Below are 27,000 nucleotides of genomic sequence, written 5' to 3'. Positions count from 1 at the left end.
TTAAAGAATGACTCCTTCTTTAAAAATGCTTATCTCCCTATATCCGAATTTTTCATTATTCGTTTTCTTTTTACCGGATGAAAGCTCAAGTATGTATTGGAATAAATCGCCCTTCAATTCATCAATCGTTTGACCTTCAATCAACTGTCCGGCATTATAGTCAATCCAGTGTTTTTTACGATCGGCCAATTCTGTATTCGTAGCTATTTTCACAGTTGGCACCGGTCCGCCAAAAGGTGTGCCTCTTCCTGTAGTGAATAATACGATATGTGCGCCTGCTGCTGCCAAGGCCGTCACCGAAATCAGATCATTACCGGGAGAATTAATCAAATTCAATCCTTGCTTCACAACTCTTTCTCCATATGGACTAACGTCAACAACAGGGGCATGACCGCCTTTTTGCGTACAACCAAGGGATTTTTCCTCAAGTGTACTAATGCCGCCTTCCTTATTTCCAGGTGAAGGATTTTCATAAATTTCCTGGCCATGGCGAATGAAGTATCTTTTGAAGTCATTAACAAGTTCAACGATTTTATTAAAGGTTTCTTCATCCTTTGCCCTGTTCATCAATATCGTTTCAGCTCCAAACATCTCAGGAACCTCTGTCAAAATCGTTGTTCCGCCATTTTCTACAATAAGATCGGAAACTGCGCCCACTAATGGATTAGCTGTAATGCCTGACAAACCGTCGGAGCCTCCACACTTTAATCCTATTTTCAACTTGGAAACCGGTACGGGCATCCGTTCAAATCCTTCCGCATATTCCACTAATTCTCCCATTAAACGTAGGCCGCTCTCCAATTCATCTTGAACCTCCTGGGCTTTTAAAAACTTTATGCGATTTGGAGGAAATTCGCCGATTACTTCCTTAAATGCTTCGATCTGATTGTTCTCACATCCTAATCCTACAACCAATACTCCAGCTGCATTCGGATGTTGAACCAACGCCGCCAATAGTTTCTGAGTATGTGTCAAATCATCTCCCAATTGAGAACAGCCATATGGATGGGAAAAGTGATGAACCCCATCGATTTGTCGATCTTTAAACTGCTCATTCCCCATTTTAGCGAGAACCTCACATGTTTTATTGATACAACCAACCGTGTTGATGATCCAGATTTCATTCCGGATACCCACTACCCCATTTTCACGGATATATCCTTGGAAAGTTTGATTGGAACGATCCGCTTCTGTATATGCAATGCTGGGCTGATAGGAATAATCCAATATACCCTGCAAACCGGATACTAGATTATGGGTATGAACCCAATCGCCAATGGCGATATCAACTTTAGCTTTTCCGATCGAATAGCCGAATTTGATTACGTCCTCCCCTCGTTTAACCGGTTTCACTAATATCTTATGCCCTTTAGGAATGTCTTCACTTGCCTTTATATTGATCATTCCCCTATCTTCCGTTTGAATCTGGAGGCTCTGTCCTTTATGAATCCCCTCCAAGGAAATAACAACATCATCATTTGAATTCAATTGCACAAATTTATTCATTTTGTCCCCTCCTTATCTTGAGTGATGGCGTCCATCGACCAAAAGTAAATATGTAGAAAGCCCTTTCATTTTTTAAAAATGAAATAGCTTTGTATGGAATCTATTATCATTTTAACATCAATTTCTGAAATCTAAATTGCATATTTTGCTATAAATATACTCATTCTTGTTGTATTATACTTTCAGGAGATGAACGAAATGAAAAAAATCCATAATGCATTAAATCATGATTTACTCTTCCCATTTTCTTTTGTCTATCAAGATACGAAAAGCCCTCAGAATGAATTGTCCGATCATATGCATGACTATTATGAAATTGTTTATGTTTATAACGGTAAAGGGACCTTTTTTATCGGTGATGTGTTTTATGATATGCAGCAAGGGGATGTATTCCTGATCCCGAATAATACCATTCATAGGGCTTTACCCAATAAGGACGACCCTGTTACATCCACTATTATCTTTTTCAGTCCCACATTGATATATAAAGATATGGTTGATGATTCTTTTTCCTATTTACATTTGTTTGACCTGACAAAAAAGAGTAAGAATTATAAAATGTCGTTGCCGGAAAAGAAACAAGTAAAGATGGAGGAACAGCTACAACTCATCCTGCAAGAAAAAACTAGCCAATCACTGGGCTCGAGGCATGCTTGTTTGCTAACCGTTCACCAGATCATACTTGATTTATCCCGTACCCGGATAAATGGCAGAGAAGATTTACCCGAAGGCAGCAGCTATAGTTCAGAATGGATCAAAGATATTTTAATCTATATTAATGAACATATCGATGAAGCATTGACTTTGACGACACTTGCACAAAAAGCATTGGTAAGTCCCGCTCATTTCAGCAGAGTTTTTAAGGCAACAACTGGAATTGGCTTAATAGTATATTTAAATACGAAAAGAATCATCAAGGCAAAGGAACTTTTACTGGAAACGAATCACACCGTTGCTACTATTGCCGATATGTGTGGCTTTGAAAGTATGCCCCAATTTTATCGTACATTTAAAAAGTACACTGATCTGACACCTGCTGCATTTCGAAAAGAAAATCAAATTGGCTAGGCATGGCTAGTAAACATGAATAATATTAATCCATTAAAAATGGAAGTGTCTTTGGGAGACACTTCCATACTAACAATCTATTACACAGGCTTTACTATCGGTCTTACAAAACGGATGACTGCAAGCGATGCAACGATGGCCAATCCACCTGCAAGCAAGAAGGCAACTGTGTATGTGCCTGACGTATCGACAATGTATCCTGTCAACGTCGGTCCGATGATTCCTGCTGTATTTGCCAAGAAATGCATAAAACCTCCAACAGATCCAACATTGCCAGGGTCGACAACATCGTTGACGATTGCCCAGTAAATGGCACCAGTCAAATATAGGAAGAAGACGGAAAGTGCGACAAGCGTTACAGCACTGACCGTGGTGGTTACAAGTCCGGCAAATCCGATACATACCGCCGATAAGAACAAACATGTTACAAGCACGAGCTTCCGTGAGAATAAAACACCTTTTTGAGCGAATTTTTTATAGAAGAAATCCGACACGAATCCACCCAAAGCAAGTCCGATGAATCCAAAAATCCAAGGAATCACTGTAATGATACTCATATTTTCTACACTTAAGCCGCGTGCATCCACCAAATAGCTTGGGAACCATGTTAAGAAAAAGAATAGAATATAGTTGTAAGAAAAAAACGCAAGTGCTGTAAATAAAACGGTTTTTTGTTTTAAATAAAAGGTGAATTTCAACTTACCTTCCGTTGTTGCAGCTACATATGATTTACCCATATTATCCTGTACTTTGGAGTCTTTAGGTTTTTCTTTAGCAAATTTCCACCAGCAAATGGCCCATATAAGACCAATCACCATAATGGCAATGAATGAAACTCTCCATCCATAGGAGATCGCAATAAAACCAACTATTGGACCTGCAATGGCACCACCAAGCGGTGTTCCACTATTCGTCAAGCCAACGACGGATGCCCGTTGATTAGCAGGGAACCAGTTATTGACCATTTTATTGATGGTTGACGAAAGAGGGCCTTCACCCATTCCAAACAAGATGCGGATGACGATCATACTGGCAAATCCGACAACCAGTACAAGTGCACCACTGAATAAAGACCAAACGATCATCGCTACGAAAAGCGTTAACTTTGCACCAAATCTATCGGACGCCATTCCACCAAGGAAATTAAATATGGCATACCCAACGGAAAAACTACTAAAAATAATCCCCATCTGTGTTGCTGTTAAAGATAAATCATCTTGAATGAACGGAGCTGCTATTGAAAGTGCAGAACGATCGAGATAATTTATTACACCAGCCAAGAACAAGAAAACGATGATCATTCCTCTACCATTTGAAAACATGAAGTACCCCCCTATACGCTTCAATAAATGCAACTGCATTTTTGGAAACGCTTCCATTTATTAACCAAGAGTAAAGCCTATACGACCTTAAACTAAATCGGTTTAGAATTTTCGTAAAAAAGCGCTTTCTTTTTCACGAAAATTCTTACATCCGGCTCTAGCAAGAATTCCTTGAAAGCAAAGTCGGTTTCAAGCGATGCACACTTGTATCCTCTTTTCCTGTTTTATTGATTTGGCTAAGCAGTAACTTTGCTGCCAAGTTGGCCATTTCAATGGCTGGCTGATTAACCGTTGTGATGGTCGGTGTATAGAAACTGGCATACGGTACCTCATCGATTCCTATGACCGCCATGTCATCCGGTATATTGATTTCGTGCTGTTTCATATAACGCAATACTTCATTAAGTACGATATCATTTCCTGCCAAAATGGCTTGAGGCGGCTTTTCCAATTCGAAAAATTCTGAAAGCGCAACCGGAATTTCATCTGCGTTCACTGTTTTAATATATTCAGCATTGAATGGTATCCCATGTGTCGCGAGTGAATCCTTGTACCCTTGGATCCGTTCGATTCTAGGACTGATATCGCGTATTATTGAAGTGGTTATGATAGCAATGTTTTCAAAACCCTTTTCAATAAACCGATCGATCGCTAACTTGGAAGCAAGGTGATTATCCAGCATGACTGTTGCAATATCCAATTCTTCGATCGTCCTATCCATGAAAACAATCGGGAATTGATCACTCTTCATACGTTGATATAAATCAAGATTGTCCCCTGTAGGGAAAATGATGATTCCATCCACTTGTTTAGCTCGTAGCATTTCAATATAATTCTTTTCCTTTTCAGGATTGTCATCTGCATTACATACGATAATATGAAACCCTTGTTCATAAAAGTAGTTTTCTATCGCTCTAATAACTTGAGTTGAAAACGTGTGAAGGATATTGGCAACCACTACCCCAACAGTAAAAGTGGATTTTTGTTTTAAACTGCGCGCGATTATATTAGGCTGATAGTTTAACTCTTCTATAGTTGCTTCAATTTTTTTCCTTGTTTTTTCACTCATATATTCGTATCGCTTGTTCAGGTATTGGGAAACTGTGCTTTTTGATACTTTCGCGTGATTGGCGACATCAGTAATTGTAATGGTTTTCATTTCATTCATTCCTGTCATGTGGTTTCATTTCTCTGCCTAATACCAAAATGGCTTAGATTTATAAGGAATATTCTATTATAATAAGTAAAGCTTTACAATCACCTTCTGATGCAGTATTAAAGTCCATTTCCCATACCGTGGAACTAATTTAATCAACTAACGTACAATCGGTCACTCGATTCCTTGATTATTGAATCTGAATTCAGACGCCTGAGTATGCCATGAAGCCGCCATCGACTGGTACCGTAATACCTGTGACAAAACCCGAATAGGATTCATCAACGAGCCAAAGCAAGGTACCAAGTAAATCTTCTGGTTTCCCGAAACGCTTCATGGGTGTAGAAGTAATGATTTTATTGGACCTTGTCGTCAGACTGCCATCTTCATTTAGCAAAAGATCGCGATTTTGCTTCGTCAAAAAGAATCCTGGTGCAATGGCATTCACCCGTAAACCTTCTTCGGCAAAATGAACAGCCATCCACATGGTAAAATTATTTATCGAAGCTTTGGCAGCACTATATGCTGGCACCTTAGTCATTGGAGCGTAGGCGCTCATGGAAGATACATTTACGATAACTGGCGCTTCCACTTGCAATAACTCTTTCCCAAAAACCTGACTGGCCAAAAATGTACCGGTGAAATTACTGGCAAAAACTTGGGAGAAACCATTTTCATCCAGATCAAAAAATGATTTTCCTTCTGCTTCCTCCCCATACTTCTCTGGAGCTGTAATGGCATCAGGGTGATTGCCTCCCGCTCCATTTATTAATAGATCCACTCGTCCGAACGTTTCTATTATTTTCCCTCTTGCATTCTCCAATGAGGTTCTATTCAAAACATCTGCAGCGATGGATATCGCAGTGCCCCCTGTTTGTTCAATCAGTTCGACCACTTCTTGCCCTTTTTCCGCCGTTCTGTTCAATATAGCTATCTTGACACCATGACGGGCCAATTCCACAGCCATTTTGGAACATAGGACACCGCTGCCTCCAGTGATCACTGCCACCCTATTCGTTAAGTTTTCATGGATGGGAATCATGATCGTTCACCTAATTTAGTAGCCTCATGAGCATCCCATAATCCAAGCAAATACATGATTCCTAGGGCCCGATCATATAAACCGTAGCCTGGGCGGCAAACCTCTCCCCATATATGGCGGCCGTGGTCTGGTCTGACATATCCAGAATAATTTTGCTTATTCAATTCTGCTACAACACCCTGCACATTGATGGATCCATCCTGTGTATAATGGGATGTTTCCACAAAGTCACCGTTTTCATAAATTTTCACATTTCTGATATGGGAGAATGGAGAACGATTAGCATACTTTTTAGCTATTTGAACCATATCATTTTTAGGGTTAGCACCCATCGAGCCAGTGCACAACGTAAACGCATTCGATGGTGAGTCCGAAATCGAGATCAGTTTTTCATAACTCGATTCTCCGGTGATGATACGTGGCAAGCCAAAAATGGACCACGGTGGATCATCCGGATGGATTGCCATTTTAATGCCGCATGCTTCCGCAACAGGTAATATTTCCTTTAGGAAAATTCCCAAATTCGCCCATAGCTGTTCTTCATCCACACTTTTATATGCTTCGAATAATTCAGAGATTATCTCCATCTTTTCTGGTTCCCAACCAGGCAATGTTAAATCTGAAGCTTCTGCTACAGTACGAATTAACTCTTGTGGATCTAACGTATCCACTTTTGCTTTTTCATAAAATAGGGCAGTTGAGCCATCTTCCAAAGGATGAAACATTTCTGTTCGGGTCCAATCAAAAATCGGCATAAAGTTATAACAAATCACTTTTACTCCAGCTTCTGAAAGGTTACGGATCGTCTGTTTGTAATTCTCGATATATATCATACGATCTTCATTTCCTAATTTAATCGATTCATGAACATTTACACTTTCCACCACATCCGTATGAAAACCAAATGATTGGATATACTCGATTTCTTTTCTTATTTCTTCCTTTTCCCATATCGCACCAACAGGTTTTTGGTGCAATGCCCAAACAATTCCCTTTACTCCAGGGATTTGTTTAACATGCTCCAACGTTACGGTGTCATTGTCTTTCCCATACCATCTGAATGTAATATTCATCATGCACCTCCATCATTCCGCAATTTTCTGCATGTACTTTCTACTTAATTCAACAACCGCTTCATAGCCACCATTCTTATATGCTTTATTCAAGTCACTTCCAATTCCAGTTGCCACTGCACCTGCATTCAGCCAGTCATTCATATTGTCCATATTAATTCCGCCGGTTGGCATAATCCTTACATTAGGCAGCGGACCATTGACGGACTTGATGAAAGAAGGTTCAAAATGGTTTGCCGGAAATAACTTCAAAACATCACAGCCTGCTTCAAGCGCTATAGCCATTTCCCGAATTGTCATACAACCAGGCATATAGGGAATGCCATATCGATTGCAAAGCGTCGCAACACTTTCTACAAAGTAAGGACTGACAATAAAATTGGCACCAGCCAAAATCGCATGGCGTGCTGTTTCAGAATCCAATACTGATCCTGCTCCTAAAAGCGCATCCGTATTTTGCAGTTCCTTGAAAGCATCTTCAATTCTTGGTGTTGTATAAGTCAATTCAATTGCCCGAATACCGCCTTCCACAGCTGCTTTAGACAGTAGTGCCGCTTCTGCTGCATCCTGTCCCCTGATAACAGCTACAACCTTCGTTTCCTTTATTTGATGAATTATTGAATGTTTATCCATTACCTCAACCCCCTTAATTAAATACGATGATCGCTTTTCGAACCTGTTCTGGATGACTTTCAACAAAATCAAAAGCTTCTTGGACATCATCTAGGGAAAAAGAATGGGTAACTAATCCTTCATGCCTGAGTCTGCCTTCATTTAAAAGCTTTACCACTTTTGGGAACTGGTTGGTTTGCAATCTAGAACCTTTAACGGATACTTCCTTTTTAGTGATTGGAAGCTGGGAAATCGATGCGGGACGTTCATCAAAACCGAGTACGACAATACTGCCAGCCGTTGAAACGACTTCAAAGGATAATTCAAACGTCATCGGCAAACAGACAGCATCAATGACGACATTTGCCCCTTCTCCCTTCGTCCATTCCTCTACTCGCTGTCGAACATCTTCATTTCCCGCATGAACGGTGATATCAGCACCACATTCTTTAGCAAATTTCAATCGCTCATCACTTAAATCCGTGATCATTACCGATGCACCTTGAAGCTTTGCCATTTTTAATATACATATCCCAATAGGGCCTGCTCCTTGGATAAGTACTGTGTCGCCTTCCTCTACGTCACCTCTCCATACCGCTTGTGCACCGATTGTATAAGGTTCAGCCAATACTATTTCATCCCAAGCTAAATCTGGATCCACAACATGTAGTTGTTTTTCGGGAAGAACGAACCATTCCCTCATCCCACCATCCTCATGTACACCAAAAACAGACAGAGTTTCACAAACATTTTGGCGACCTTTACGGCAGGCATAACACTCTCCACAATAATTGATCGGCTCAATAACCACGTGGTCCCCAACTTTAATGCCCGTGACACCTTGCCCAATTTCCTCAACTTCTCCGGCCACTTCATGCCCAACCACTCGCGGCAACGTGGCAAGAGGATTCGTGCCGTGGTAAATATGCATATCCGATCCACAGATGCCGACTCTTTTTACTTTCACAAGGACATCCGTTGTGTTCGAAATCTTTGGTTTATCCATTTCTTGAAGAACAAGATCACGTGCTTTCCTTACTTGAACCGCTTTCATAAAACATCTTCCTTTGTAAGAAATTCATGAACACTTGAGGCTATCGTAATACCTTGTTTCAGGTTTTTTTCTTCATTGATTTGTTCGATCTCACCCGGTACATATACCCGATCGAACCCTGGAGCAGGTTCAATCTGTTGCAGCTCTTCAATCATTTGATCCATTTGCTCTAAAAATGAATCAGTATCGGTAAAGAACGAAGGATTGATTACACAAAAGTAATGTCTCAGCTTCCGCTTCTTATCAAGATCGTCATACATTTTCCCAATATGCGGGCCAAATGCCGCTCCTGCCAATAATCCAGAAAATACATCCACAATTACGGATAGGCCATAGCCTTTCGGTCCTCCAAAAGTGGAAAGGGAAACGACTTTATTTGGATCCGTGACTGTTGCTCCATTTTCATCCACTCCCCAACCTTCAGGGATTTCCTTTTCTTCTTCGCGCGCTTGAAGAATTTTCCCCCATGCAACATTGGAAGTTGCCATATCAAGAATAAAAGGTTTCTTTGTTTTTGTAGGAACCCCATAAGCAATAGGGTTTGTACCAAGAAATGATGTTTTTCCTCCGAATGGAACCACAATTTTATCAGTATGTGACATCGCTATGCCGATTAACTTTGCATCAGTGGCTTTTTGAACGAAATAGCTTAATGCTCCGCAATGGCTACTATTAAAAACGGTCACCATGCCTACACCATTACTTCGGGCCATTTCAATGGCATGTTCCATGGCCACTTCACCAATGACATGCCCAAATCCATCATCTCCATCAACCACACCCGTTACTGGCCCTGTCTTTTCGAAGGAAATCTGCGCGTCAGGATTTATGCCTCCTGCCTTTAAACGATTTACATAATGCTCCGTTCGCAATACACCATGGGAATTGACATTTCTTAGATCTGCGTGAATCAATACCTCTGCGACTTTTCCGGCATCTTCCTCATTTAAACCCACTTTGGTCAGCTTTTTTATGACTAATTGTTTTGCTTCCTCCGCTTGTATCGAAACTGTTGTCATTTTCTATCCCCATTTCCTTTTTTCTTCTATCTTTCAATCACAGCCTCTCTCTGTATGAAAGGCATTACTTCATCCAAATATGGTAAACCTTCATTATCCCCTGAAACTGTGGTGACAAGAGCCCCCACACCATTTGCAAATGTCAATCTTTCATCGATGGACAAGCCATGAAGAAATCCATATATATAACCGGCATCATAACCATCCCCCGCACCAACAGTATCCACCGGTATGACTTGAAAGGCTTCTTTTTTATGCCATTCACTTTTTGTATAGAGTTTTGAACCATGTTTCCCGTCCTTGATGACAAGCTGCTCAATGTCAAACACTTTTGCGAATGCCGCCAATGATTCTTCAGAGTCATTTCCGGTGATCAATCTTATTTCATCTAAACCTGTAAGTAAAATATCAACATATGGAAAAATATTGAAATATACTGATCTCGCTTCCTCGATGGACCATAGCTTTAGGCGGATATTCGGATCAAATGAAACGGGAATATCTTTTTGTTTTGCAATGTCCATAACCCTCATGGCAATATCTACATTTTTAGGGTCTATAGCCAAAAAAACACCAGTGAGATGGACTATATCAATCCCTTCAAACATCTTCTCCGTAATATCTTCAGGATTTAGTGTTAAAATGGGCGATTGATAACGGTAATAAAAGGTCTTTCCTGAACCATCTTCGCGAATTTCTTTAAAGTTAAGGGATGTTGGGTATCCATTTACATAGGCAACATCACTCATGTCAACGCCTTCCCCACGAGCGAAATTATATATAACCCTACCGAATTCATCCCTTCCTAAACGGCTTAACCATTTTGCCCGCATCCCAAGCCTTGCACAGCCAATGGCAAAATTCAGTTCAGCCCCTCCTACTTTTCGCTCAAATCGGGTGACAAATCGTAAAGGTCCTGTTTCTTCCGGATTTAGCGTAATCATGGCGTCACCCAGCGTTAAAACACCATATTTTGATGACAATACAGTACCTCCTTCTTTCGAACACTCACAAATAAAGGTAAAACATTTGATCATATCGAATTTCTATCAGATCCTAAATCGGTTTAGTAAAGGACTAAACCGGTTTGGTAATTCATAAGGAAATTGTAAATGAAAACCCTACCAAAAACAATAGAAAAGTTTGATAATTTATAATTTTATTATTATTCATCACTTTAAATTACATATATCGGTAATTATAAACGAATAAAACGTTTTAATGGGAAAGCGCATTCGCATTTTTCGTCCCCTATTTTTATTGATTAGCAGTTTCTGATTTTCTCCATTTGGCTTGTATCAAATTTTACTCTTTGCTATTAATTTGGAGAAAGTTGTATAATATATCAATTGTTAATAATGTTGAAAGGTTGTTTTGAATGAGTTATGTGAAAATTTATATCTTGCTTACCGTAATTATGATTACATGGGGATTGAACGTTTCAGTTATTAAGGTTTTAGTTGCAAATACACAGCCCGTAACTATAACATCTTTAAGAATCTTTACAGCTGCACTTATAGTCATTACATTGTGTTTCTTTTTTGGTCTAATACGTCTTCCTAAAAAAAGTGAACTTTTTTACGTTTTTGGTGGGGCATTTTTGAGTGTCGTTTTTCACCATTATTTTTTAGCTGAAGGATTAACGAAAACTTCCGCCTCGAATGCTGGTCTGATTTTGGGCATGGGTCCCATATTGACTGTCATCCTGACGATGATTTTCTTTCGTAATAAACCAACATTAATTCGTCTTATCGGCTTTATTTGCGGTGCCTTAGGTGTGAGTTTTACCGTTATGGCAGGAAGTGGAGGAATTCATTCTATTAATCTGGGAGATGTGGATATATTGCTATCCATTCTTTCACAGGCTTTAAGTTTCATTCTTATTAATAAAGCCTCTAAAACAATGGATCCACGATTATTAACCGGCTACATGATGCTTATCGGGTCTTTTATTCTTTTTGCCATCAGCCTATGGAAGGAACCCGATGGCTTATCGTCACTTGCATCTTCCCCCCCCTCCATCTGGGGAGCTTTCTTTTTCTCCGCTATTATCGCCACTGCCCTTGGGCACATGAGCTATAATTATGCAATTGGCATGGTAGGTGCAGCCGAATCATCTATATTTCTTAATTTAAACACCTTATTTTCTCTTGTAGGTGCAGCCATTTTTCTAAATGAAGCAATTGTGCCTGAACATTTCATTGGACTGATCTTCATTGTTTCCGGAGTATTGCTTGGATCCGGGGCAATTGAAATCTGGATTCTTCAAAGAAAGAATAAAGATATCTCTGCCTAGTGGCAGCCGCAATACCAGGATTCCATGTCTTACTACAATTATAAAAATGACAGACTTCGTACTAAAAATAATAGACCCTATGAAGCTATTATCCCTTTTTTAGAGAAGGAATTTAGTTTCATAGGGTCTTGGTTTTTTACTAGGATTATTAATACATATAAAATAGACTGTCCTTACGTTTCGTTTAGTCTCCAATTTTACGTTAAAGAGAACATTTTAATTTGCCCAAAACGCAAACAATCCTTCTGTTACACCCAGTTTATATATATATAAAGTCCGAATGCACAACATACCAATAATCGTCTCTGTTCCAAATATGATGATAGAGATGGATCCTTCACCTAAACCGGTTACGGTCGACAAAACTTTTTGCTCGCAGTATTACCCCAATGCCGAATTCAAGTGTCATGCTTAAAGACCCCGGGATTTCACCCTTCAACCAAATAATCAGCATCCCTATAAGAAAAAGCGTACATGTATGGCCTATTCCCCAAGACACTTCCATACTTCTTCATACACCCGTTTAAGCGGGATATCGTTCTGTACGGCAATTTTCCGGCAATCTTCATATTCAGGTGCATGCTGCATGGGCAAGCCCTGATGGAACCCTCTTTTTATCGTCACGTTCCCCCATTGTGTATGCACATTGAAAAAAGAGCGTTCGAGCCGGTGTACGGTAAGAGGATAGTAGCGTATCCCCAGCGTCGTTGTTTCAGCAAATAATATCTTCTTCATTTTTGGTATCATCTGCTGTGAACAGAGAAGTTGCAATAGTATCCCCGGACGATTTTTTTTCATGAAGATCGGCGTATAATATACATCATTTGCGCCTGATTCAATCAGTAAATCCAAAACATATCCAAGCCATTCACCAGAAATATCATCTAGATTCACTTCCATTTTGACCATTTGTTCATCAATATGCTCATGATCAGGAGGGCCGTTCATTGAATTTCACCGATGATGATGCGAAGGACATTTGGATGATTTTTAAATGTTTTTGTTCCCGCACCATAGCCAATTGATTCGACAGTCATGGCCGGAAGCGGGCCAAATGTTTCAGCTAAAACCGCTGCTATGGCAGCACCAGTCGGCGTAGCTAATTCCGAACGAATATCGTTTGCCGCAATCGGTACCCCTTTTAATATTTCAAGTGTGGCTGGTGCAGGAACCGGATATATGCCGTGATCAATATGTATACTTCCAGACCCGGTTGGAATGGCTGATGACTGAATGGATTCAATACCTAGTTGATTGATTAAAATGGCCGCACCTATTATATCTATTATTGAATCAACTGCACCTACCTCGTGAAAGTGAACTTTTTCGAGAGGTAGCCCGTGAATGTGCCCTTCCGCTTCACCAATCTTCTTAAAAATGGCGAGCGACATGTTCGATACCGAATCATTAAAGGCGGCCTCTTTGATTGCCTCGACAATTTGTTTGTACGTACGGCTTCCATGATGATGATGAACGTGGTTGTGGTTGTGGTCGTGATTGTGTTCATGGTCATGGCCATGATTGTGGTCGTGGTCATGATTGTGGTCATGTAAATGGCTATTAGTGTGGTCGTGGTCATATGGTTGCTCTGGTTTTCTCGTGAGCATGACATCAAATTTAGTACTGGTAATGCCATTTTTGACAACACTTCCCCATGACAGGGTATATTCTTCTTCTATGTTCAGCTTTTTTAACTCTTCTTGCATTTGAAAAGGATCTGCACCTGCATCAATCAACGCACCAATTACCATATCTCCGCTTATGCCGGAAAAGCAGTCAAAATATAATGTCCTCATCATCATTGATCTCCTTTTTATGTACAAGTTTATATATAAGCGCTGCATTGTAGGCTGCACCAAATCCATTATCGATGTTCACCACACTCACACCTGATGCGCATGAATTGAGCATCGATAAAAGTGCCGATAATCCATTAAAGTTCGCACCGTACCCGACACTTGTCGGCACAGCAATAATTGGATTCATGACAAGCCCTCCTAACACGCTCGGTAGTGCCCCTTCCATTCCCGCGACGCAAACTGAAACAGTAGCACTTCGTATCTCGTCAATATTATCAAGGAGGCGGTGCAGTCCAGCAACACCAACATCGTAAATACGGCGGACTGGTATACCTAAAGTTTCTGCCGTTACAGCAGCTTCTTCTGCAACGGGCAAATCTGATGTCCCTGCGCACACAATTGCGATATATGAACTACCAATTTTCGGCTTTTCCTTAACCCATGCAAGTGTCCGTGCAATCTCGTTATACTCAAAATCACTACATTCTTTTTGGACAAATACTGCTTTTTCCCGAGTAATACGTGTCACAAGTACAGAATCATTCCTTGCCCGTAGCGATCGGACAATCGCTAAAATTTGTTCAGCCGTTTTCCCTTCCCCAAACACAATTTCGGGAAACCCTTGTCTCCTTTTACGATGATGATCGATTTTTACAAACCCTAAATTTTCATAGGATGCAAGTTTTTCCTTTGCTTCCGCTGCAGTCAATGAGCCATCTTGGACCTGTTCCAAAATATCGTCAATCATAACATTTCTTCCTTTTCAAGCACTATATTCATACTTCCGCTTGTATAGCCCGTGAGATCCAATGATACATACTTATAACCGAATTCCTTCAGCCGTTTCGTAATCGCAACATGAAATTGAAGCACTCTTGGCATATCTTCGGGTTCAACTTCAATCCTGGCTGTATCTCCATGAGTCCGAACTCGTACTTGGTTAATATCTAATGATTTTAAGTAAGCCTCTGATTTATCCACTTTCGTCAATTTATCCTTCGTAATAATATCTCCATAGGCTATGCGTGAGGATAGGCAAGCAAATGACGGTTTATCCCAGGTTGGCAAACCGGCTTCCTTTGACAAAATTCTTATTTCTTCTTTAAATAAATCGGCTTCCTGAAGAGGGCCCCTGATCCCTTTTTCTTTTGCAGCTTTCATGCCTGGACGAAATTCGTTAGCATCGTCAGCAATAACCCCATAAATTATTTGATTAAATTGATATTCTTCAAGAATAGGAAGCAAGTGATCAAATAAACTACTTTTACAAAAGTAACAGCGATTTTGGTTATTTGCTGTATATCCGGGAATGGCTAACTCCGAAGTTTGAATGATACGATGGTTGGCACCAATCCATTTTGATAGCATGAGGGCATCTTTCAATTCGCTAGACGGATAGGTTTCCGAATCTGCTGTAACGGCTAACACATTATCATAACCCAATGTATCAATCGCTACTTTAAGCAAAAAAGTGCTGTCCACCCCACCTGAAAATGCGACCACAACTTTCTCCATTTTTTGGATAATATCCTGCAGGTTCTTGTACTTTTCTAGTAACATACCACCTTGTCTCCTTTCTGTTTGGGCATTTCTGAATTATCTGCTTTGCTCACAAGCAAAAACACACATATTGGACTACTTAAAGATTAAATGATGTTCAATTGCCAAAATTGTCGTAAAGGGAGGTTTTATTTCAATCACCTATTTAAGGGACACCCGCAAAAGCGCCGGCTTGCTTTAGCTCTTTAGTACGATGGCAGAAAATTTTTTTGCCGTTTCTGTCAACATCGTATAGTCTTCATTTGAAATCAATTTCGTTGGATTGATCAAAGAACCACCAAGTCCCGCCGCGATGGCCCCTGCCTTAAAAAAAGAAGCGATGTTTTCAAGGTTGACACCGCCAGTTGGCATAAGAGGGATGTGAGGGAGCGGGCCTTTAAGATTTTTAAAGTAGCTAACCCCCAGTGTATTTGCCGGAAAAACTTTGATAATGTCCGCTCCATGCTCGTAAGCAGTCAATATTTCCGTTGGCGTGAGCGCCCCGGGGATGCTTATCACGCCATAGCGCTTCGCCATTTTAATCGTTTCGACATTTACGGTTGGAGAAAAGATAAATTCCGCTCCAGCCATGATGGCCGCACGGGCCGTTTCCGGATCCAATACTGTTCCTGCCCCCGCTATGATATCATCACCGAACTCCTCTTTTACTCTTTCAATTAAATGGCACACTTTGGGTGTTTCTACTGTAATTTCAAGTGTTCGGATGCCTCCTTCTTTCAGGGCTCGAGCGATTGGTATGATTTGATCGGGGCGTGCACCGCGAATAACGGCAACCAGTTTCCTATGTTTAAGCTCATCTAGTTTAGTCATTTTTTCCTCCTATTCTACCTCGTCACATCATCGGCGCCGCCACTCATGAACAAAGCGAGGTCGGCACGGACCGGCAAACCCTCAACGTCGCCATTTGCCATCGTTGCCATTGCTCCCATGGCATTTCCACGCCGGGCAGCCTCCTGTAGCGACAATCCATCAAGTAGGCCTGAAAGTACACCGGATGCAAAAGCATCTCCAGCACCGATAGGATCAACGACTCGTTCTACAAAAAAACCAGGTACAAATGTTTTCGTTATAGGTGGAGATGAAATGTAAGAACCTTCTTTGCCCAATTTCAGCAAAACTGTTTCGACACCGAGTTCATGAAATCGATCGACTAACACCTCCCGAGTGTGGGAACCGAATAAAAATTCGGCTTCGGTCACACCAGGCATGACGATATCACTTTCCGATGCGTACTTTGTAATGAAGTGACGTGCTTCATTCTCATCTGCCCATATTTTCAAGCGAATATTTGGATCGAAGACGACTTTTGTTCCATTTTTTTTGGCAATGTGGATCGCTTTGTCCAAGAGTAACTGGCACGACTTCCCAAGTGCAGGAGTAATACCGGTAATGTGAAGGTATGAGGCGTCTTGAATTGAATGTTCCGATAATAATTCGGCCGTCATTTTGCTAGCTGCCGAATCTTTCCGGTAATAATAAACACGAGTATCATTCAGCCGTCTGAATTCTTTAAAAAAGACTCCTGTAGGCGCATCAGGGTCTCGTGTCACATATGAGACATCAACCCCTTCACCACGAATGAACGCCTGCATGGCATGGCCAAATTCATCCTCTCCGAGACGGCTAATCCAACGCGAACTGTGACCGAGACGGCTTAAGCCGATTGCGACATTGGATTCCGCACCTCCGAATTTCATTGAAAATGAGCTTGCGTGGCGAAGTGGCCCTCCTTCATTCGGCGTAAATAATGTCATCGTCTCTCCGATTGTTACAACATCCATGTCATCATCTTCCCTCTCTTTTCGTCAACCTATAACATGATTAGAAAGCATTCCGATCCTTTCAATCCTGACATTCATCTTGTCACCGTTTTTCAACCAAACTTTCGGGTTACGTCCCATTCCCACGCCTGGAGGTGTACCTGTGGCAATTAAATCACCTGGCTTTAGAGTCATCGACTGCGATAAAAATGAAATGATTTTCGGAACCGTAAAAATTAAGTTTCCCGTATTGGACTCCTGCATCATTTCTCCGTTTAATTCAAGGGAAATCGCAAGATTATGCGGATCATCCACTTCATCTTTTGTAACGACCGCAGGACCGAATGGAGCAAATGTGTCCGCCGTTTTCCCTCGTGACCACTGGCCGTCTTGAAATTGCAAATCTCTGGCACTAATATCATTCATGATTGTATAGCCAAAGACGTAGTCATTCGCCTCTTCTTCTGACACATGTTTCGCTTCTCTTCCAATGACAATCGCAAGCTCTGCCTCAAAGTCGACTTCGGTTGAATTAATTGGGATTTCAATGGCATCATTATGGCCGACTATCGCATTCGCATATTTTGAAAAAATGACGGGCGAATCTGGTGGCTCCATACCAGTTTCCTTGCAATGATCCATATAGTTAAGCCCCACGCAAATGATTTTTTCCGGCTGTGCGATCGGCGGGAGGATCTTTACTTCTGACAGTTTGAATATTGCATCATCATTTACCCTTTTCTCGATTAACTTTTCAGCACGTGTTCGCAACTCACTGCTTCGATCTATAAATGTTTTCAAACAAGCAGGAAATTCATCTGGATCGAGTGCCGTTAAGCTAATTATTTGTTCATCTTGGACAATCCCAATGTGAGAATCGGATTGTACGGAAAAAATCGCTATTTTCATATATTCTCCTCTCTTACGTCAATGCGTAGGGTGTTTTTTCGCCGCTTAAGACTTGAATGATATTTCTCGCAGCCTTTTGACGAAGTTCAACCATCGCTTCCTCAGAATACCAAGCGCTGTGCGGTGTGATGATGACATTGTCCATCCTGAGAAGGGGGCTATCGTTGCTGACTGGCTCATTTTCTGTCACATCAAGTGCTGCCCCAGCAATTGTCCTTTTTTCAAGTGCTTCAATAAGTGCTGTTTCATCGATTATCGGTCCACGCGCCGTGTTAATGATGATCGCGTTTTTCTTCATTTGTTTGAGGCGATCTTCATTAATCAGATGGTACGTTTCGTCAATAAGTGGTACATGGACCGACAAATAATCGGCTTCACGTATTATTTCATCGAGTTCCATTTTTTGAACGCCTACCGCTGCCATATCTGTTGCCGATACGAATGGATCGTACGCAGCAGTCTTAAAACCGAGCGGTTTCACCTTTTCTATGAAACGTCGCGGAATACGACCAAAGCCTAGAACGCCAACCGTTTGCTCGTTAAATCGATGAATCGGCACACAAACGTTAAAGTCCCAGTTACCTTTTTTCACTTCCTTGTTTAACAGTGTCACTTTACGTGCAGATGAAAGTAATAGCGCCAAAGCATGATTCGATACTTCTTCCATGCCATAATCCGGCACGTTGGCGACAGTAATCCCCTTTTCCTTAGCGGCGTTGAGATCAATCGTATTGACTCCAACACCATATCGGGAAATGATTTTAGTGTTTTCAAGTGACTCAATGACTCGGCGTGAGATAGGAGCATATTGATTTAGAATCGCATCCGCATCTTTCGCCTGCTCAATAACTTCTTCCTCTGTTTTGCATTGCGCCTTGATGAAATCGATTTCCAAACCGCTTTCTTGAAAAACGTCTTCTTCAAATTGCAAATGCTCAAATTCGTAATCCGTTAATAATATTTTAAAGGCCATTTGATCTCAGCTCCTATATATGGTAATGAACTCCTGTAAAACAAAGGGATCTATCCCGTTCAGGTGAAAATCATCTATTTCGCTGTTGCTTTCTCAACTTTCGCAATACCGAGTCCTTCAGCACCGAGCTTCGAGGTTTTTGCTTCAGGAAAGTATCGTTCGATCATTTGAATACCAATTGCGGCACGGCGTACACGTTCTTGAGCGAGTGATATGTTCGTACTTTCCCACTGTTTACCTGACGGGTATACATCAGGGTGATTACGAAGCCCAAATTTGATGTAAACAGGGGCCAATACACGGATAATTTCTGGTATTTCATAATAACGAAGAAAACCGCCGAAAGTATCCGGTACTTCTACATATAAATCAATTGGAATGTCTATAGATTGTCGGATCGCTGCAAGTTTAGACAGCGTTAATGCTGGTGGCACGTTGTAGGTATCCGCACCGATGTCTTCCATTAATTTAACGGATACTGGATTGGCTGATCCCATCTGGACCGATACTTTTACCACAAAATCTTCGGGTAGCTGTCCGTATTTTTTCATTTCTTTCGTTAAAAGAAGAAGTCCTTCATCCGCAACCAAAGCACCGCGAAGACCAAGTGCAGCTCCTCTTTTCAGGTCTTCCATGGCATAAACTAGCTGGTCGGAACCTTCATGGCGGATTCCCTGTGATTTGCCTCCTGGCGTAAGCGGTCCCGCACTGACATCCCACGATCCCCTAGGGCCGACAAACAAACTTAGCTCCATGCCACGTTCTGCTGTCAGCTCACACATTTCTTTAATTTCTTCATCCGTTTGAAGCATGATGCCGCTGCCTTGAGATATTCGGTGTATGGTCAAACCGAGTCGGTCAATTTCTTTCAATGTTTCTTTTAATGCAGTCGGACCTTCTACACTTGGGAGTTCAATGCGGTATTGCGCACCATCTGGAAATCTTTTCGTTGATGTCGGAAGTTCTTTAAGATCTGTTGATGGATATCCTAATTGTTCGAGCAGTTCTCGTGATTCCTTCATTTTTGGACGCCTTCTTTCATATCTATATTTTTTAAAAGAGCAGCTACTTTGTCAGGCAAATCAGCTGGATATACATCACACGGAGCACGATGTCCAGCTGCCACGTTAAACCAGCGCTGATGAACGGCTTCTTTCATGGCAGTAAAAAATGTCGGACCGTAATTGTACACATCCATCAGTTTTGAAATAACTTGATGATTTTTCTGTGCTTCAGCAAGATCGCCCTTATGATATGATTCATATAAATCCACGGATATTTCCGGCGCAAAGACAGCGCTTCCATTAATACTCCCCGCTGCACCTATCATTTGTGCAGGTAGCAAATGCTCGTCAAACGCAGAGAAGACGCGGAAATCACTGCGGACCTTCTTCATCTCTGTCAGCACTTGACGAAGATGGCCGAAATCACTGACCGTCTCTTTAATACCAGCAATGTTTGAATGATCTTCGGCTAATTTTTTTATCAACTCAATTGATAAATTTTGTCCAGTTAAGAGCGGTATGTTATAAATGAAGACTTGTAACTTCGTATGATTCGCCACACTGGAGAAATGTCGGTATAATTGCTCGTCAGACAGCTTCCAGTAATACGGGTTAACTACCAGAACTCCGTTCGCTCCATGCTCTTCTGCATAAGATGTTAATTCAAGTACCTCTTTCAATGCGGTATGGCCGACGCCAACCATAACCGGCACTCGACCGTTAATGTGCTTAATCATTTCGCGTACGTAGAGCTTTCTTTCTTCTGTTGTAAGTGATGAGAACTCACCTGAACTTCCCATCAATAAAATACCGTCAATATTCCGTGAAATTAATAGATCGATATAGTTTCTGTTCAGGGCTAAATCTAAGTTCCCCGCTTCATCAAAAAGTGTGACTACCGGTGGAATGATGCCATGAAAGTTCATTGTTTTTCCTCCTTTTATTACCATTCAGCGATACTCCCGTCTTCATGACGCCAAATTGGGTTTTTCCAATCATGTCCGTTTTCTGCTGCTTGCTTCACTTTTTCTTCATCAATTTCCACACCAAGACCCGGCTTTTCTGGTATGTTCACATAACCATTTTCATAGTCGAATAATTCTGGATTTTTCATATAATCGAGAATGTCCATGCCTTCGTTGTAATGAATACCCAGGCTTTGTTCTTGAATAATGAAGTTCGGTGTCGTTGCGTCCAGATGAACCGATGAAGCGAGAGTCATCGGGCCGAGCGGGCAGTGGGGTGCAATAGCTACATCATAAGCTTCTGCCATTGCTGCAATTTTTTTCCCTTCCAAAATACCACCTGTGTGAGACAGATCCGGCTGAATAATATCGACATAACCATCTTGAAGAAGTTGTTTAAACCCCCAGCGAGTATACATCCTTTCACCCGTCGCAATCGGGCAAGTCGTATGCCGGGCAATCTCCCGAAGTGCTTCATTATTTTCCGGCAGCACCGGCTCTTCAATGAACATCGGTCTGTAGGGCTCAAGTTCTTTCACAATCGCCTTTGCCATCGTTTTATGAATCCTCCCGTGAAAATCCACTCCAATGCCAAAGTCTTTGCCAACCGCTTCCCTGATTGATGCTACGCGTTCGATGACCGCTTCTACTTTCGAAAAGCTGTCTATGTAATTCATTTCTTCTGATGCGTTCATTTTGACAGCAAGGAAGCCCTCGTTCTGTTTTTCTCTCGCGGCAGCAACGACATCCACTGGTCGATCTCCGCCTATCCATGAGTACACTTTAATTTTTTGACGTGCTTTTCCGCCGAGCATTTGGTATACGGGAATATTGAAATGTTTTCCTTTTATATCCCAAAGTGCCTGCTCAATGCCAGAAATGGCACTCATTAATATAGGACCACCTCGATAAAATCCACCTCGATAAAGCGTTTGCCAGATGTCTTCAATGTCGTTCGGATTTCTCCCGATCAAATAATCTGTCAGTTCGTTAACTGCTGCTCTAACCGTGTCAGCACGGCCTTCAACAACTGGCTCTCCCCAGCCAGAAATGCCTTCGTCCGTATCGATTTTTAAAAACAGCCAGCGGGGTGGGACTTTGAATAACGAAATTTTTGTGATTTTCATCAAGCACCTCACAATGTTTTATGGTAGGAGAGAGATTTCCAAACAAGGAAACCTCCCTTTCACTTTGTTAAGAACCTTTAATAAAAACCGTTTTTATGGCTGTATAAAATTCTTTCGCCGCTTCACCTTGCTCTCGTGTACCCGAGCTTGATGCCTTCATGCCTCCGAATGGTGCTTGCAACTCAACACCTGCGCTTTCTGCGTTAATACGGACAAGACCTACCTCAATATCATCGATGAATTCTAGAATGGAGCTAATATTTGATGTGAAAATCGATGCACTCAATCCGTATTTCGTATTATTTGCCATGTTAATCGCTTCGACAAGATCGGCTGCTTTAATAAGCGAGATAACGGGTCCAAAAATTTCTTCTTGGGCTATCACCATATCCGTCGTCACATCTTCAAAAATCGCTGGTGTTATGAAAAAACCCTTTTCGTAGTCACCGCCCGATAATACCTCGCCTCCATGTATGAGTTTAGCTCCTTCCCGCTTACCTTTTTCAATGTATTCTGTCACCGTATTGAACTGGCTTTCGCTCGCACAAGGCCCCATCCAAATTCCCTCTTGCAGACCGTTTCCGACCGTAATTTTTGCTGTTGCTTCTACTAGTTTTTGTTTAAATTCATCATAGACCGCCGATTCAACGACAACACGACTTGAAGCTGTACATTTTTGCCCGGAAGAACGAAATCCACCGCTGATCACCGCCTCGACTGCTTGATCAATGTTTGCATCTTTCGTCACGATAACTGGATTCTTGCCACCCATTTCAAGCTGATATTTAATGCCACGCGCGGAAGCTGACTTTGCTACACTCTGCCCGACACTCTCAGAACCAGTAAATGTGATTGCATTTAAAAGGGGGTGGTCGATGAGACCTTGGCCAATGATGGAACCCTTACCGGTAATGAAGTTCACTACCCCCTCAGGGAAGCCTGCTTTTGTGAAGCATTCCATCACCTTCGCGGCTGTAACGGCTCCCTCCGTAGCAGGTTTCCATACGATTGCATTACCATATACAAGGGCTGGGGCCATTTTCCAAATGGGAATGGCAACAGGGAAGTTCCATGGCGTGATAACGCCGACGACACCTAGTGGGGTACGTTTTGTAAACATAAGGGCATCCTTATCAGATGATGGGATAACATCGCCGTCCTTGCGCATACCTTCCCCTGCATAGTAACGCAGGATTGCAACACCTCGAGCCGTTTCTCCTTTTGCTTCTGGCAACGTTTTACCCATTTCACGAGTCATTGTTTCGGCAATTTCATCTAGGTTTTCTTCTAATATATTGGCCGTTTTGAAAAGGATTTGACCACGTGCAGACTGCCCGAGCTTGCGCCAGGCTTTCTTTGCTTTATGCGCAGATGCTACCGCTTTGTTCAAGTCGTCTTCCGTTGAACTTTGAACGTAGCCAACCGGTTCTTTGTCTGCAGGATTAATACTTTCGATCGTATCCCCGGAAGAGGCGTTCACCCACTCATTATTAATAAAATTTTTATATGTTTTCGTTGCAAATGTAGTTGTCATCATTGTCTTTAGCCCCTTTTCATTTTAGAAGGTCGGTCCAATTCTCCAAATCCCAAAGTCATGCTGTTTTAAGATTTCCGCTTTTGTTAGTTTACCGTTTGAAACGTGTTGAATTTCTTCCATAATGCGCTGGCCCACTTCATCAACGGTTTCAATACCATCGACAATCGTACCTGCATTTAAATCCATATTTTCATTCATTCGGTCAAACATTGGCGTATTGGTTGAAATTTTTATGACAGGTGAAATCGGTGAACCAGTCGGTGTGCCTCGTCCACTTGTAAAGAGAACGATTTGGGCACCGCCTGCGACCATGCCGGTCAATTGCTCAATGTCATGGCCGGGCGTGTCCATCCAAACGAGCCCTTTTTTGGTGGGCACCTGTGCATAGTCAATGACTTCTTCCAGCCTGGTTGTACCTGATTTTGTTGCGGCTCCCAGTGATTTTTCTTCGAGTGAGCTGAGACCACCCTCAATGTTTCCTGGACTTGGATTTCCCGTGCGGATGTCTACGCCCATTTGAATGGAGCGGTTTTCCATCATATTAATAACCGCATAAGCTTTTTTAGCGACCTGGTCGTTTGCTGCCCGATTAGCGATCAAATGCTCCGCACCGATGAGTTCGGTCGTTTCCGCTAATATAGCGGTACCCCCCTGTTGGACGACCAAATCGCTCGTACGTCCAACTGCCGGGTTCGCCGATAAGCCGGAGCATGCATCCGACCCTCCGCATTCTGTACCGACGATCAGCTCGCTAAAATCACATAATTCACGTTGCACCATTGAGGCATCCTGTACCATTTTGACGGCAATTTTAGCTACTTCCGCAATCGTTTGAAGTGTGCCGCCATTATCTTGAATCGAAACCGTTTCTACTGGTTTACCGCATTTGGCAATTTCATCACCAATACGATGCGCCTGATGTGTTTCACAGCCAAGTCCCAGTACAATGACACCGTATACATTTGGATTCATTCCCATTCCTGCGTAGGTTCTGGCCGTTTGATCGTAATCTGTGCCCACTTGCGCGCAGCCATGCTGATGAATAAATGTAACTGTTCCGCTAACGAGCTCTGTTACGCGCTGCGCTGTTTGAGTTGCGCAAGTTATCGTTGGTAAAATCAGTACATGATTCCTGACACCTACTCGGCCATCTGGACGGCGGTAGCCCCAAAACTGCATTTTTTCATTCAGCAATTTTGTCACCCCTTCCCCTTTTACCTTCTAAATTGTGTACATGAACGTGTGCACCAGCGGGAATAAAAGCTGAAGCTGCCCCTATGACTTCCCCATATTTAATGATATCTGCCCCCTGATCAATGTCTCTGACTGCGAACTTATGTCCAAAACGAATCGGTTCCAATACGGATACGACGAATTCTTCTTGGCCTGCCATCACAACTACTGATGTGTTTTCAGGGATTTCGGCTAAAGCGACAGCTACACTATCTTTATTACTTAAATACAGTGTTTTATACTCGCTCATTTTGTCACCCCTTAAATTGTTTGAACGGCTTTACTTTGGATAACCGGGTTGTTTAATACACCAATACCTGGAATTTCAATTTCTATCCGGTCTTTGTCATTCAAGGTAAATTCATTCGGTGGAACCACGCACGTACCTGTAAGCAAAACTGTACCGTCAAAAATAATGTTATCTAACACTAAATACTCTACAAGCTCTTCCAGCTTCCGTTTCAGTTGATGTACTTTTGCTTCACCTTCAAATACCTTTTCTTCTTTTCGATAGATACGGCAGATTATTTTAAGCTCATATGGATCCGGAACAGCCTCTTTTAATAAGATGGCAGGTCCGATGGAACAAGAGTTTTTCCATACCTTTGCCTGTGGAAGATAAAGGGGATTCTCCCCTTCAATGTCCCTGCAACTCATGTCATTTCCTGCGATGTATCCAAGTATTGTACCTTCTTTATCGATGACAAGACCAAGCTCTGGCTCCGGGATTTGCCAGTTGGAATCTGAACGTAAATAAACTGGATCATTCGGTCCCACAGTTCTTGCTGCCGTCGATTTAAAGAAAATCTCGGGACGAACTGCATCATACACTTTGTCATAGAACGTTTGGCGGTCTAGCTTTCCTTGTGTCGCTTCGTAGTTACGTGCTTCCTTGCTTTTTTTATACGTTACGCCTGATGCCCATACTTCTGGTGCGTCGATGGGGGTTGTTAATTGAAGACCTTCCAATGGCTTTTTCTCTCCATCGGCCACAAATTGTTTTACAATATCAAACGCTGTTTTGTTGTTATGACGTGCCGTTGTAATCAACGACATAAAATCTGTAAATGGGAGGTCCACCACATTATTTTCATTTGCTATCACTGCAAGTTGTTTCTTATTTTCTTTTACATAGCGAATTATTCTCATTTGCTAGTTCCTCCTAAATGGCAGTCCACTTATTATATTTTTTGATATTCATAACCGAGCTCCTGCGAAATTTTACTGCTGCATTCCTTTAAGATACTTACGTAATACTCTCGTATTTCTTCGCTTACTTTCGAGGCAGGCATCGATACACTCATAGCAGCGATTACCTTGCCTGAATAATCTTTTATCGGTACAGCCAAACAGAAAATGCCCGGTTCGTTTTCTTCATTATCCATTGAATAGCCAGCAATGCGTGCTTTTTCGATTTCCGCCAAAAACTGCTCTTTGGATCTAATTGATCTTTCAGTCGGTCCCGTATAATCATAGCCTTCCAAGAGCAAATCCAATTCACTATCCGTTTTGGTTGCCACAAGTGATTTGCCAACGGCACTCGTATGGATCGGAACACGCCGGCCAATACGTGAATACAAGACCGTTACCCCGGCGCCCTCCACTTTATCGATATATACACCCTCATGCCCGTCCAGTATGACAAGATGTAGCGTTAAATTTGTTGTCGCTGAAAGCCATTCAAGATGTTTTCTTGCTACATTGCGCAGATCGAGATGGGTCACAACAACGCTTCCTCTCTCCAACAGCTTTAATCCTAGCGAGTATTTTCCATTTTCTTCACCTTGTGAAATATAGTGATGCACCTGTAAGGTTTTTAATAGCGAATGAACCGTACTTTTATGTAAATTCATTCGTTTACTTATCTCTGTGATAGTTAGTTCGCGCTCTCGCTCATCAAATAAATCCAATATTTTCAAGGCACGCTCCACCGATTGGATGATAGGCATCGTTCCTCACTCCTTCTATTCTGTCTACCTTTATCT

Annotated in this window: 27 protein-coding genes; 2 read left to right on the top strand and 25 right to left on the bottom strand. The window is 41.9% G+C overall.

Annotation, left to right across the window (positions count from 1 at the left end):
• Window positions 1-1,506, bottom strand: a complete 1,506-nt coding sequence (locus tag ACQKMH_RS08645) for a UxaA family hydrolase (protein WP_427586972.1) — start codon at window positions 1,504-1,506, stop codon at window positions 1-3.
• 198 nt (window positions 1,507-1,704) lie between these two features.
• Here ACQKMH_RS08645 and ACQKMH_RS08640 point away from each other — a divergent pair, with 198 nt between their 5' ends.
• On the top strand, window positions 1,705-2,574 hold the full coding sequence (locus ACQKMH_RS08640) for a helix-turn-helix domain-containing protein (RefSeq protein WP_427586971.1): 870 nt from the start codon (window positions 1,705-1,707) through the stop codon (window positions 2,572-2,574).
• An 80-nt stretch (window positions 2,575-2,654) separates the two neighbouring features.
• Here the strand turns inward: ACQKMH_RS08640 and ACQKMH_RS08635 are convergent, their stop codons facing one another.
• From ACQKMH_RS08635 to ACQKMH_RS08600, 8 genes are all read right to left on the bottom strand, one after another.
• A complete protein-coding gene (locus ACQKMH_RS08635) occupies window positions 2,655-3,896 on the bottom strand; it encodes an MFS transporter (RefSeq protein WP_427586970.1) in 1,242 nt (413 codons plus the stop codon).
• A 157-nt stretch (window positions 3,897-4,053) separates the two neighbouring features.
• Complete coding sequence (locus ACQKMH_RS08630; RefSeq protein WP_427586969.1) at window positions 4,054-5,055, bottom strand: substrate-binding domain-containing protein; 1,002 nt, start codon at window positions 5,053-5,055, stop codon at window positions 4,054-4,056.
• Between the two features lie 202 nt (window positions 5,056-5,257).
• On the bottom strand, window positions 5,258-6,094 hold the full coding sequence (locus ACQKMH_RS08625) for an SDR family oxidoreductase (RefSeq protein ID WP_427586968.1): 837 nt from the start codon (window positions 6,092-6,094) through the stop codon (window positions 5,258-5,260).
• Window positions 6,091-7,167 (bottom strand): mannonate dehydratase, encoded by a 1,077-nt coding sequence (gene uxuA, locus ACQKMH_RS08620; RefSeq protein WP_427586967.1) that lies wholly within the window; start codon window positions 7,165-7,167, stop codon window positions 6,091-6,093. Before uxuA ends, ACQKMH_RS08625 begins: the two co-directional genes overlap by 4 nt.
• 12 nt (window positions 7,168-7,179) lie before the next feature.
• On the bottom strand, window positions 7,180-7,800 hold the full coding sequence (locus tag ACQKMH_RS08615) for a bifunctional 2-keto-4-hydroxyglutarate aldolase/2-keto-3-deoxy-6-phosphogluconate aldolase (RefSeq protein ID WP_427586966.1): 621 nt from the start codon (window positions 7,798-7,800) through the stop codon (window positions 7,180-7,182).
• A gap of 13 nt (window positions 7,801-7,813) precedes the next feature.
• The gene (locus tag ACQKMH_RS08610; protein WP_427586965.1) at window positions 7,814-8,833 is read right to left on the bottom strand and encodes a zinc-binding alcohol dehydrogenase family protein; all 1,020 of its coding nucleotides are present in this window, start codon (window positions 8,831-8,833) and stop codon (window positions 7,814-7,816) included.
• Window positions 8,830-9,852 (bottom strand): ureidoglycolate dehydrogenase, encoded by a 1,023-nt coding sequence (allD, locus tag ACQKMH_RS08605; RefSeq protein WP_427586964.1) that lies wholly within the window; start codon window positions 9,850-9,852, stop codon window positions 8,830-8,832. The genes ACQKMH_RS08610 and allD overlap by 4 nt, the downstream gene beginning before the upstream one ends.
• Window positions 9,853-9,878: 26 nt before the next feature.
• On the bottom strand, window positions 9,879-10,835 hold the full coding sequence (locus tag ACQKMH_RS08600; RefSeq protein WP_427586963.1) for a sugar kinase: 957 nt from the start codon (window positions 10,833-10,835) through the stop codon (window positions 9,879-9,881).
• 395 nt (window positions 10,836-11,230) lie between these two features.
• Here ACQKMH_RS08600 and ACQKMH_RS08595 point away from each other — a divergent pair, with 395 nt between their 5' ends.
• Complete coding sequence (locus ACQKMH_RS08595; RefSeq protein WP_427586962.1) at window positions 11,231-12,148, top strand: DMT family transporter; 918 nt, start codon at window positions 11,231-11,233, stop codon at window positions 12,146-12,148.
• Window positions 12,149-12,631: 483 nt separating this feature from the next.
• Here the strand turns inward: ACQKMH_RS08595 and larC are convergent, their stop codons facing one another.
• From larC to ACQKMH_RS08515, 16 genes are all read right to left on the bottom strand, one after another.
• Window positions 12,632-13,096, bottom strand: coding sequence for a nickel insertion protein (gene larC / locus ACQKMH_RS08590; protein ID WP_427586961.1), 465 nt, complete (start codon window positions 13,094-13,096; stop codon window positions 12,632-12,634).
• On the bottom strand, window positions 13,093-13,944 hold the full coding sequence (locus tag ACQKMH_RS08585; RefSeq protein WP_427587552.1) for a LarC family nickel insertion protein: 852 nt from the start codon (window positions 13,942-13,944) through the stop codon (window positions 13,093-13,095). Before ACQKMH_RS08585 ends, larC begins: the two co-directional genes overlap by 4 nt.
• Window positions 13,925-14,695, bottom strand: a complete 771-nt coding sequence (larB, locus tag ACQKMH_RS08580) for a nickel pincer cofactor biosynthesis protein LarB (protein ID WP_427586960.1) — start codon at window positions 14,693-14,695, stop codon at window positions 13,925-13,927. The genes ACQKMH_RS08585 and larB overlap by 20 nt, the downstream gene beginning before the upstream one ends.
• Window positions 14,692-15,507 (bottom strand): ATP-dependent sacrificial sulfur transferase LarE, encoded by an 816-nt coding sequence (gene larE, locus ACQKMH_RS08575; protein ID WP_427586959.1) that lies wholly within the window; start codon window positions 15,505-15,507, stop codon window positions 14,692-14,694. Before larE ends, larB begins: the two co-directional genes overlap by 4 nt.
• 177 nt (window positions 15,508-15,684) lie before the next feature.
• Entirely contained in the window at window positions 15,685-16,317 is a 633-nt protein-coding gene (locus tag ACQKMH_RS08570; RefSeq protein ID WP_427586958.1) for a bifunctional 4-hydroxy-2-oxoglutarate aldolase/2-dehydro-3-deoxy-phosphogluconate aldolase, read from the bottom strand.
• 14 nt (window positions 16,318-16,331) lie between these two features.
• Window positions 16,332-17,288 (bottom strand): sugar kinase, encoded by a 957-nt coding sequence (locus tag ACQKMH_RS08565; RefSeq protein ID WP_427586957.1) that lies wholly within the window; start codon window positions 17,286-17,288, stop codon window positions 16,332-16,334.
• Between the two features lie 24 nt (window positions 17,289-17,312).
• Window positions 17,313-18,176: a fumarylacetoacetate hydrolase family protein gene (locus ACQKMH_RS08560; protein ID WP_427586956.1), complete on the bottom strand. Its 864-nt coding sequence runs from the start codon at window positions 18,174-18,176 to the stop codon at window positions 17,313-17,315.
• A 13-nt stretch (window positions 18,177-18,189) separates the two neighbouring features.
• Window positions 18,190-19,149: a C-terminal binding protein gene (locus ACQKMH_RS08555; protein WP_427586955.1), complete on the bottom strand. Its 960-nt coding sequence runs from the start codon at window positions 19,147-19,149 to the stop codon at window positions 18,190-18,192.
• A 74-nt stretch (window positions 19,150-19,223) separates the two neighbouring features.
• Window positions 19,224-20,171, bottom strand: coding sequence for a U32 family peptidase (locus ACQKMH_RS08550; RefSeq protein WP_427586954.1), 948 nt, complete (start codon window positions 20,169-20,171; stop codon window positions 19,224-19,226).
• Window positions 20,168-21,079, bottom strand: coding sequence for a dihydrodipicolinate synthase family protein (locus ACQKMH_RS08545; protein WP_427586953.1), 912 nt, complete (start codon window positions 21,077-21,079; stop codon window positions 20,168-20,170). The genes ACQKMH_RS08550 and ACQKMH_RS08545 overlap by 4 nt, the downstream gene beginning before the upstream one ends.
• Before the next feature lie 17 nt (window positions 21,080-21,096).
• Window positions 21,097-22,245 (bottom strand): galactonate dehydratase, encoded by a 1,149-nt coding sequence (gene dgoD / locus ACQKMH_RS08540; protein WP_427586952.1) that lies wholly within the window; start codon window positions 22,243-22,245, stop codon window positions 21,097-21,099.
• Between the two features lie 67 nt (window positions 22,246-22,312).
• A complete protein-coding gene (gene gucD, locus ACQKMH_RS08535; protein WP_427587551.1) occupies window positions 22,313-23,779 on the bottom strand; it encodes an alpha-ketoglutaric semialdehyde dehydrogenase GucD in 1,467 nt (488 codons plus the stop codon).
• Between the two features lie 24 nt (window positions 23,780-23,803).
• Window positions 23,804-24,961 carry a UxaA family hydrolase gene (locus tag ACQKMH_RS08530; RefSeq protein ID WP_427587549.1) on the bottom strand — a complete coding sequence of 386 codons (1,158 nt, stop codon included), beginning with the start codon at window positions 24,959-24,961 and terminating at the stop codon, window positions 23,804-23,806.
• A gap of 4 nt (window positions 24,962-24,965) precedes the next feature.
• Complete coding sequence (locus tag ACQKMH_RS08525; protein ID WP_427586951.1) at window positions 24,966-25,265, bottom strand: UxaA family hydrolase; 300 nt, start codon at window positions 25,263-25,265, stop codon at window positions 24,966-24,968.
• Between the two features lie 11 nt (window positions 25,266-25,276).
• Entirely contained in the window at window positions 25,277-26,164 is an 888-nt protein-coding gene (locus tag ACQKMH_RS08520) for a fumarylacetoacetate hydrolase family protein (RefSeq protein ID WP_427586950.1), read from the bottom strand.
• 32 nt (window positions 26,165-26,196) lie between these two features.
• Window positions 26,197-26,964, bottom strand: a complete 768-nt coding sequence (locus tag ACQKMH_RS08515) for an IclR family transcriptional regulator (RefSeq protein WP_427586949.1) — start codon at window positions 26,962-26,964, stop codon at window positions 26,197-26,199.
• Between the last annotated feature and the right edge of the window lie 36 nt (window positions 26,965-27,000).

It is taken from the genome of Peribacillus sp. NPDC097895 (assembly GCF_050277555.1).
In the GTDB taxonomy this organism is placed as follows: domain Bacteria; phylum Bacillota; class Bacilli; order Bacillales; family DSM-1321; genus Peribacillus.
Note: the sequence above shows the minus strand (reverse complement) of the source record. Positions and strands in the feature narration are given on the sequence as shown.

Excerpts from the sequence above, each read along its gene's own strand:
- larC (WP_427586961.1), bottom strand. The coding sequence starts at position 13,096 with ATGAACGGCCCTCCTGATCATGAGCATATTGATGAACAAATGGTCAAA.
- ACQKMH_RS08525 (WP_427586951.1), bottom strand. The coding sequence starts at position 25,265 with ATGAGCGAGTATAAAACACTGTATTTAAGTAATAAAGATAGTGTAGCT.
- ACQKMH_RS08595 (WP_427586962.1), top strand. The coding sequence starts at position 11,231 with ATGAGTTATGTGAAAATTTATATCTTGCTTACCGTAATTATGATTACA.
- ACQKMH_RS08530 (WP_427587549.1), bottom strand. The coding sequence starts at position 24,961 with ATGCAGTTTTGGGGCTACCGCCGTCCAGATGGCCGAGTAGGTGTCAGG.
- ACQKMH_RS08560 (WP_427586956.1), bottom strand. The coding sequence starts at position 18,176 with ATGAAAATAGCGATTTTTTCCGTACAATCCGATTCTCACATTGGGATT.
- ACQKMH_RS08630 (WP_427586969.1), bottom strand. The coding sequence starts at position 5,055 with ATGAAAACCATTACAATTACTGATGTCGCCAATCACGCGAAAGTATCA.
- ACQKMH_RS08515 (WP_427586949.1), bottom strand. The coding sequence starts at position 26,964 with ATGCCTATCATCCAATCGGTGGAGCGTGCCTTGAAAATATTGGATTTA.
- ACQKMH_RS08610 (WP_427586965.1), bottom strand. The coding sequence starts at position 8,833 with ATGAAAGCGGTTCAAGTAAGGAAAGCACGTGATCTTGTTCTTCAAGAA.
- allD (WP_427586964.1), bottom strand. The coding sequence starts at position 9,852 with ATGACAACAGTTTCGATACAAGCGGAGGAAGCAAAACAATTAGTCATA.
- dgoD (WP_427586952.1), bottom strand. The coding sequence starts at position 22,245 with ATGAAAATCACAAAAATTTCGTTATTCAAAGTCCCACCCCGCTGGCTG.
- ACQKMH_RS08520 (WP_427586950.1), bottom strand. The coding sequence starts at position 26,164 with ATGAGAATAATTCGCTATGTAAAAGAAAATAAGAAACAACTTGCAGTG.
- ACQKMH_RS08645 (WP_427586972.1), bottom strand. The coding sequence starts at position 1,506 with ATGAATAAATTTGTGCAATTGAATTCAAATGATGATGTTGTTATTTCC.
- ACQKMH_RS08585 (WP_427587552.1), bottom strand. The coding sequence starts at position 13,944 with ATGAGGACATTATATTTTGACTGCTTTTCCGGCATAAGCGGAGATATG.
- uxuA (WP_427586967.1), bottom strand. The coding sequence starts at position 7,167 with ATGAATATTACATTCAGATGGTATGGGAAAGACAATGACACCGTAACG.
- larE (WP_427586959.1), bottom strand. The coding sequence starts at position 15,507 with ATGTTACTAGAAAAGTACAAGAACCTGCAGGATATTATCCAAAAAATG.
- ACQKMH_RS08640 (WP_427586971.1), top strand. The coding sequence starts at position 1,705 with ATGAAAAAAATCCATAATGCATTAAATCATGATTTACTCTTCCCATTT.
- ACQKMH_RS08555 (WP_427586955.1), bottom strand. The coding sequence starts at position 19,149 with ATGGCCTTTAAAATATTATTAACGGATTACGAATTTGAGCATTTGCAA.
- gucD (WP_427587551.1), bottom strand. The coding sequence starts at position 23,779 with ATGACAACTACATTTGCAACGAAAACATATAAAAATTTTATTAATAAT.
- ACQKMH_RS08545 (WP_427586953.1), bottom strand. The coding sequence starts at position 21,079 with ATGAACTTTCATGGCATCATTCCACCGGTAGTCACACTTTTTGATGAA.
- ACQKMH_RS08635 (WP_427586970.1), bottom strand. The coding sequence starts at position 3,896 with ATGTTTTCAAATGGTAGAGGAATGATCATCGTTTTCTTGTTCTTGGCT.
- ACQKMH_RS08550 (WP_427586954.1), bottom strand. The coding sequence starts at position 20,171 with ATGAAGGAATCACGAGAACTGCTCGAACAATTAGGATATCCATCAACA.
- ACQKMH_RS08570 (WP_427586958.1), bottom strand. The coding sequence starts at position 16,317 with ATGACTAAACTAGATGAGCTTAAACATAGGAAACTGGTTGCCGTTATT.
- larB (WP_427586960.1), bottom strand. The coding sequence starts at position 14,695 with ATGATTGACGATATTTTGGAACAGGTCCAAGATGGCTCATTGACTGCA.
- ACQKMH_RS08615 (WP_427586966.1), bottom strand. The coding sequence starts at position 7,800 with ATGGATAAACATTCAATAATTCATCAAATAAAGGAAACGAAGGTTGTA.
- ACQKMH_RS08565 (WP_427586957.1), bottom strand. The coding sequence starts at position 17,288 with ATGGATGTTGTAACAATCGGAGAGACGATGACATTATTTACGCCGAAT.
- ACQKMH_RS08625 (WP_427586968.1), bottom strand. The coding sequence starts at position 6,094 with ATGATTCCCATCCATGAAAACTTAACGAATAGGGTGGCAGTGATCACT.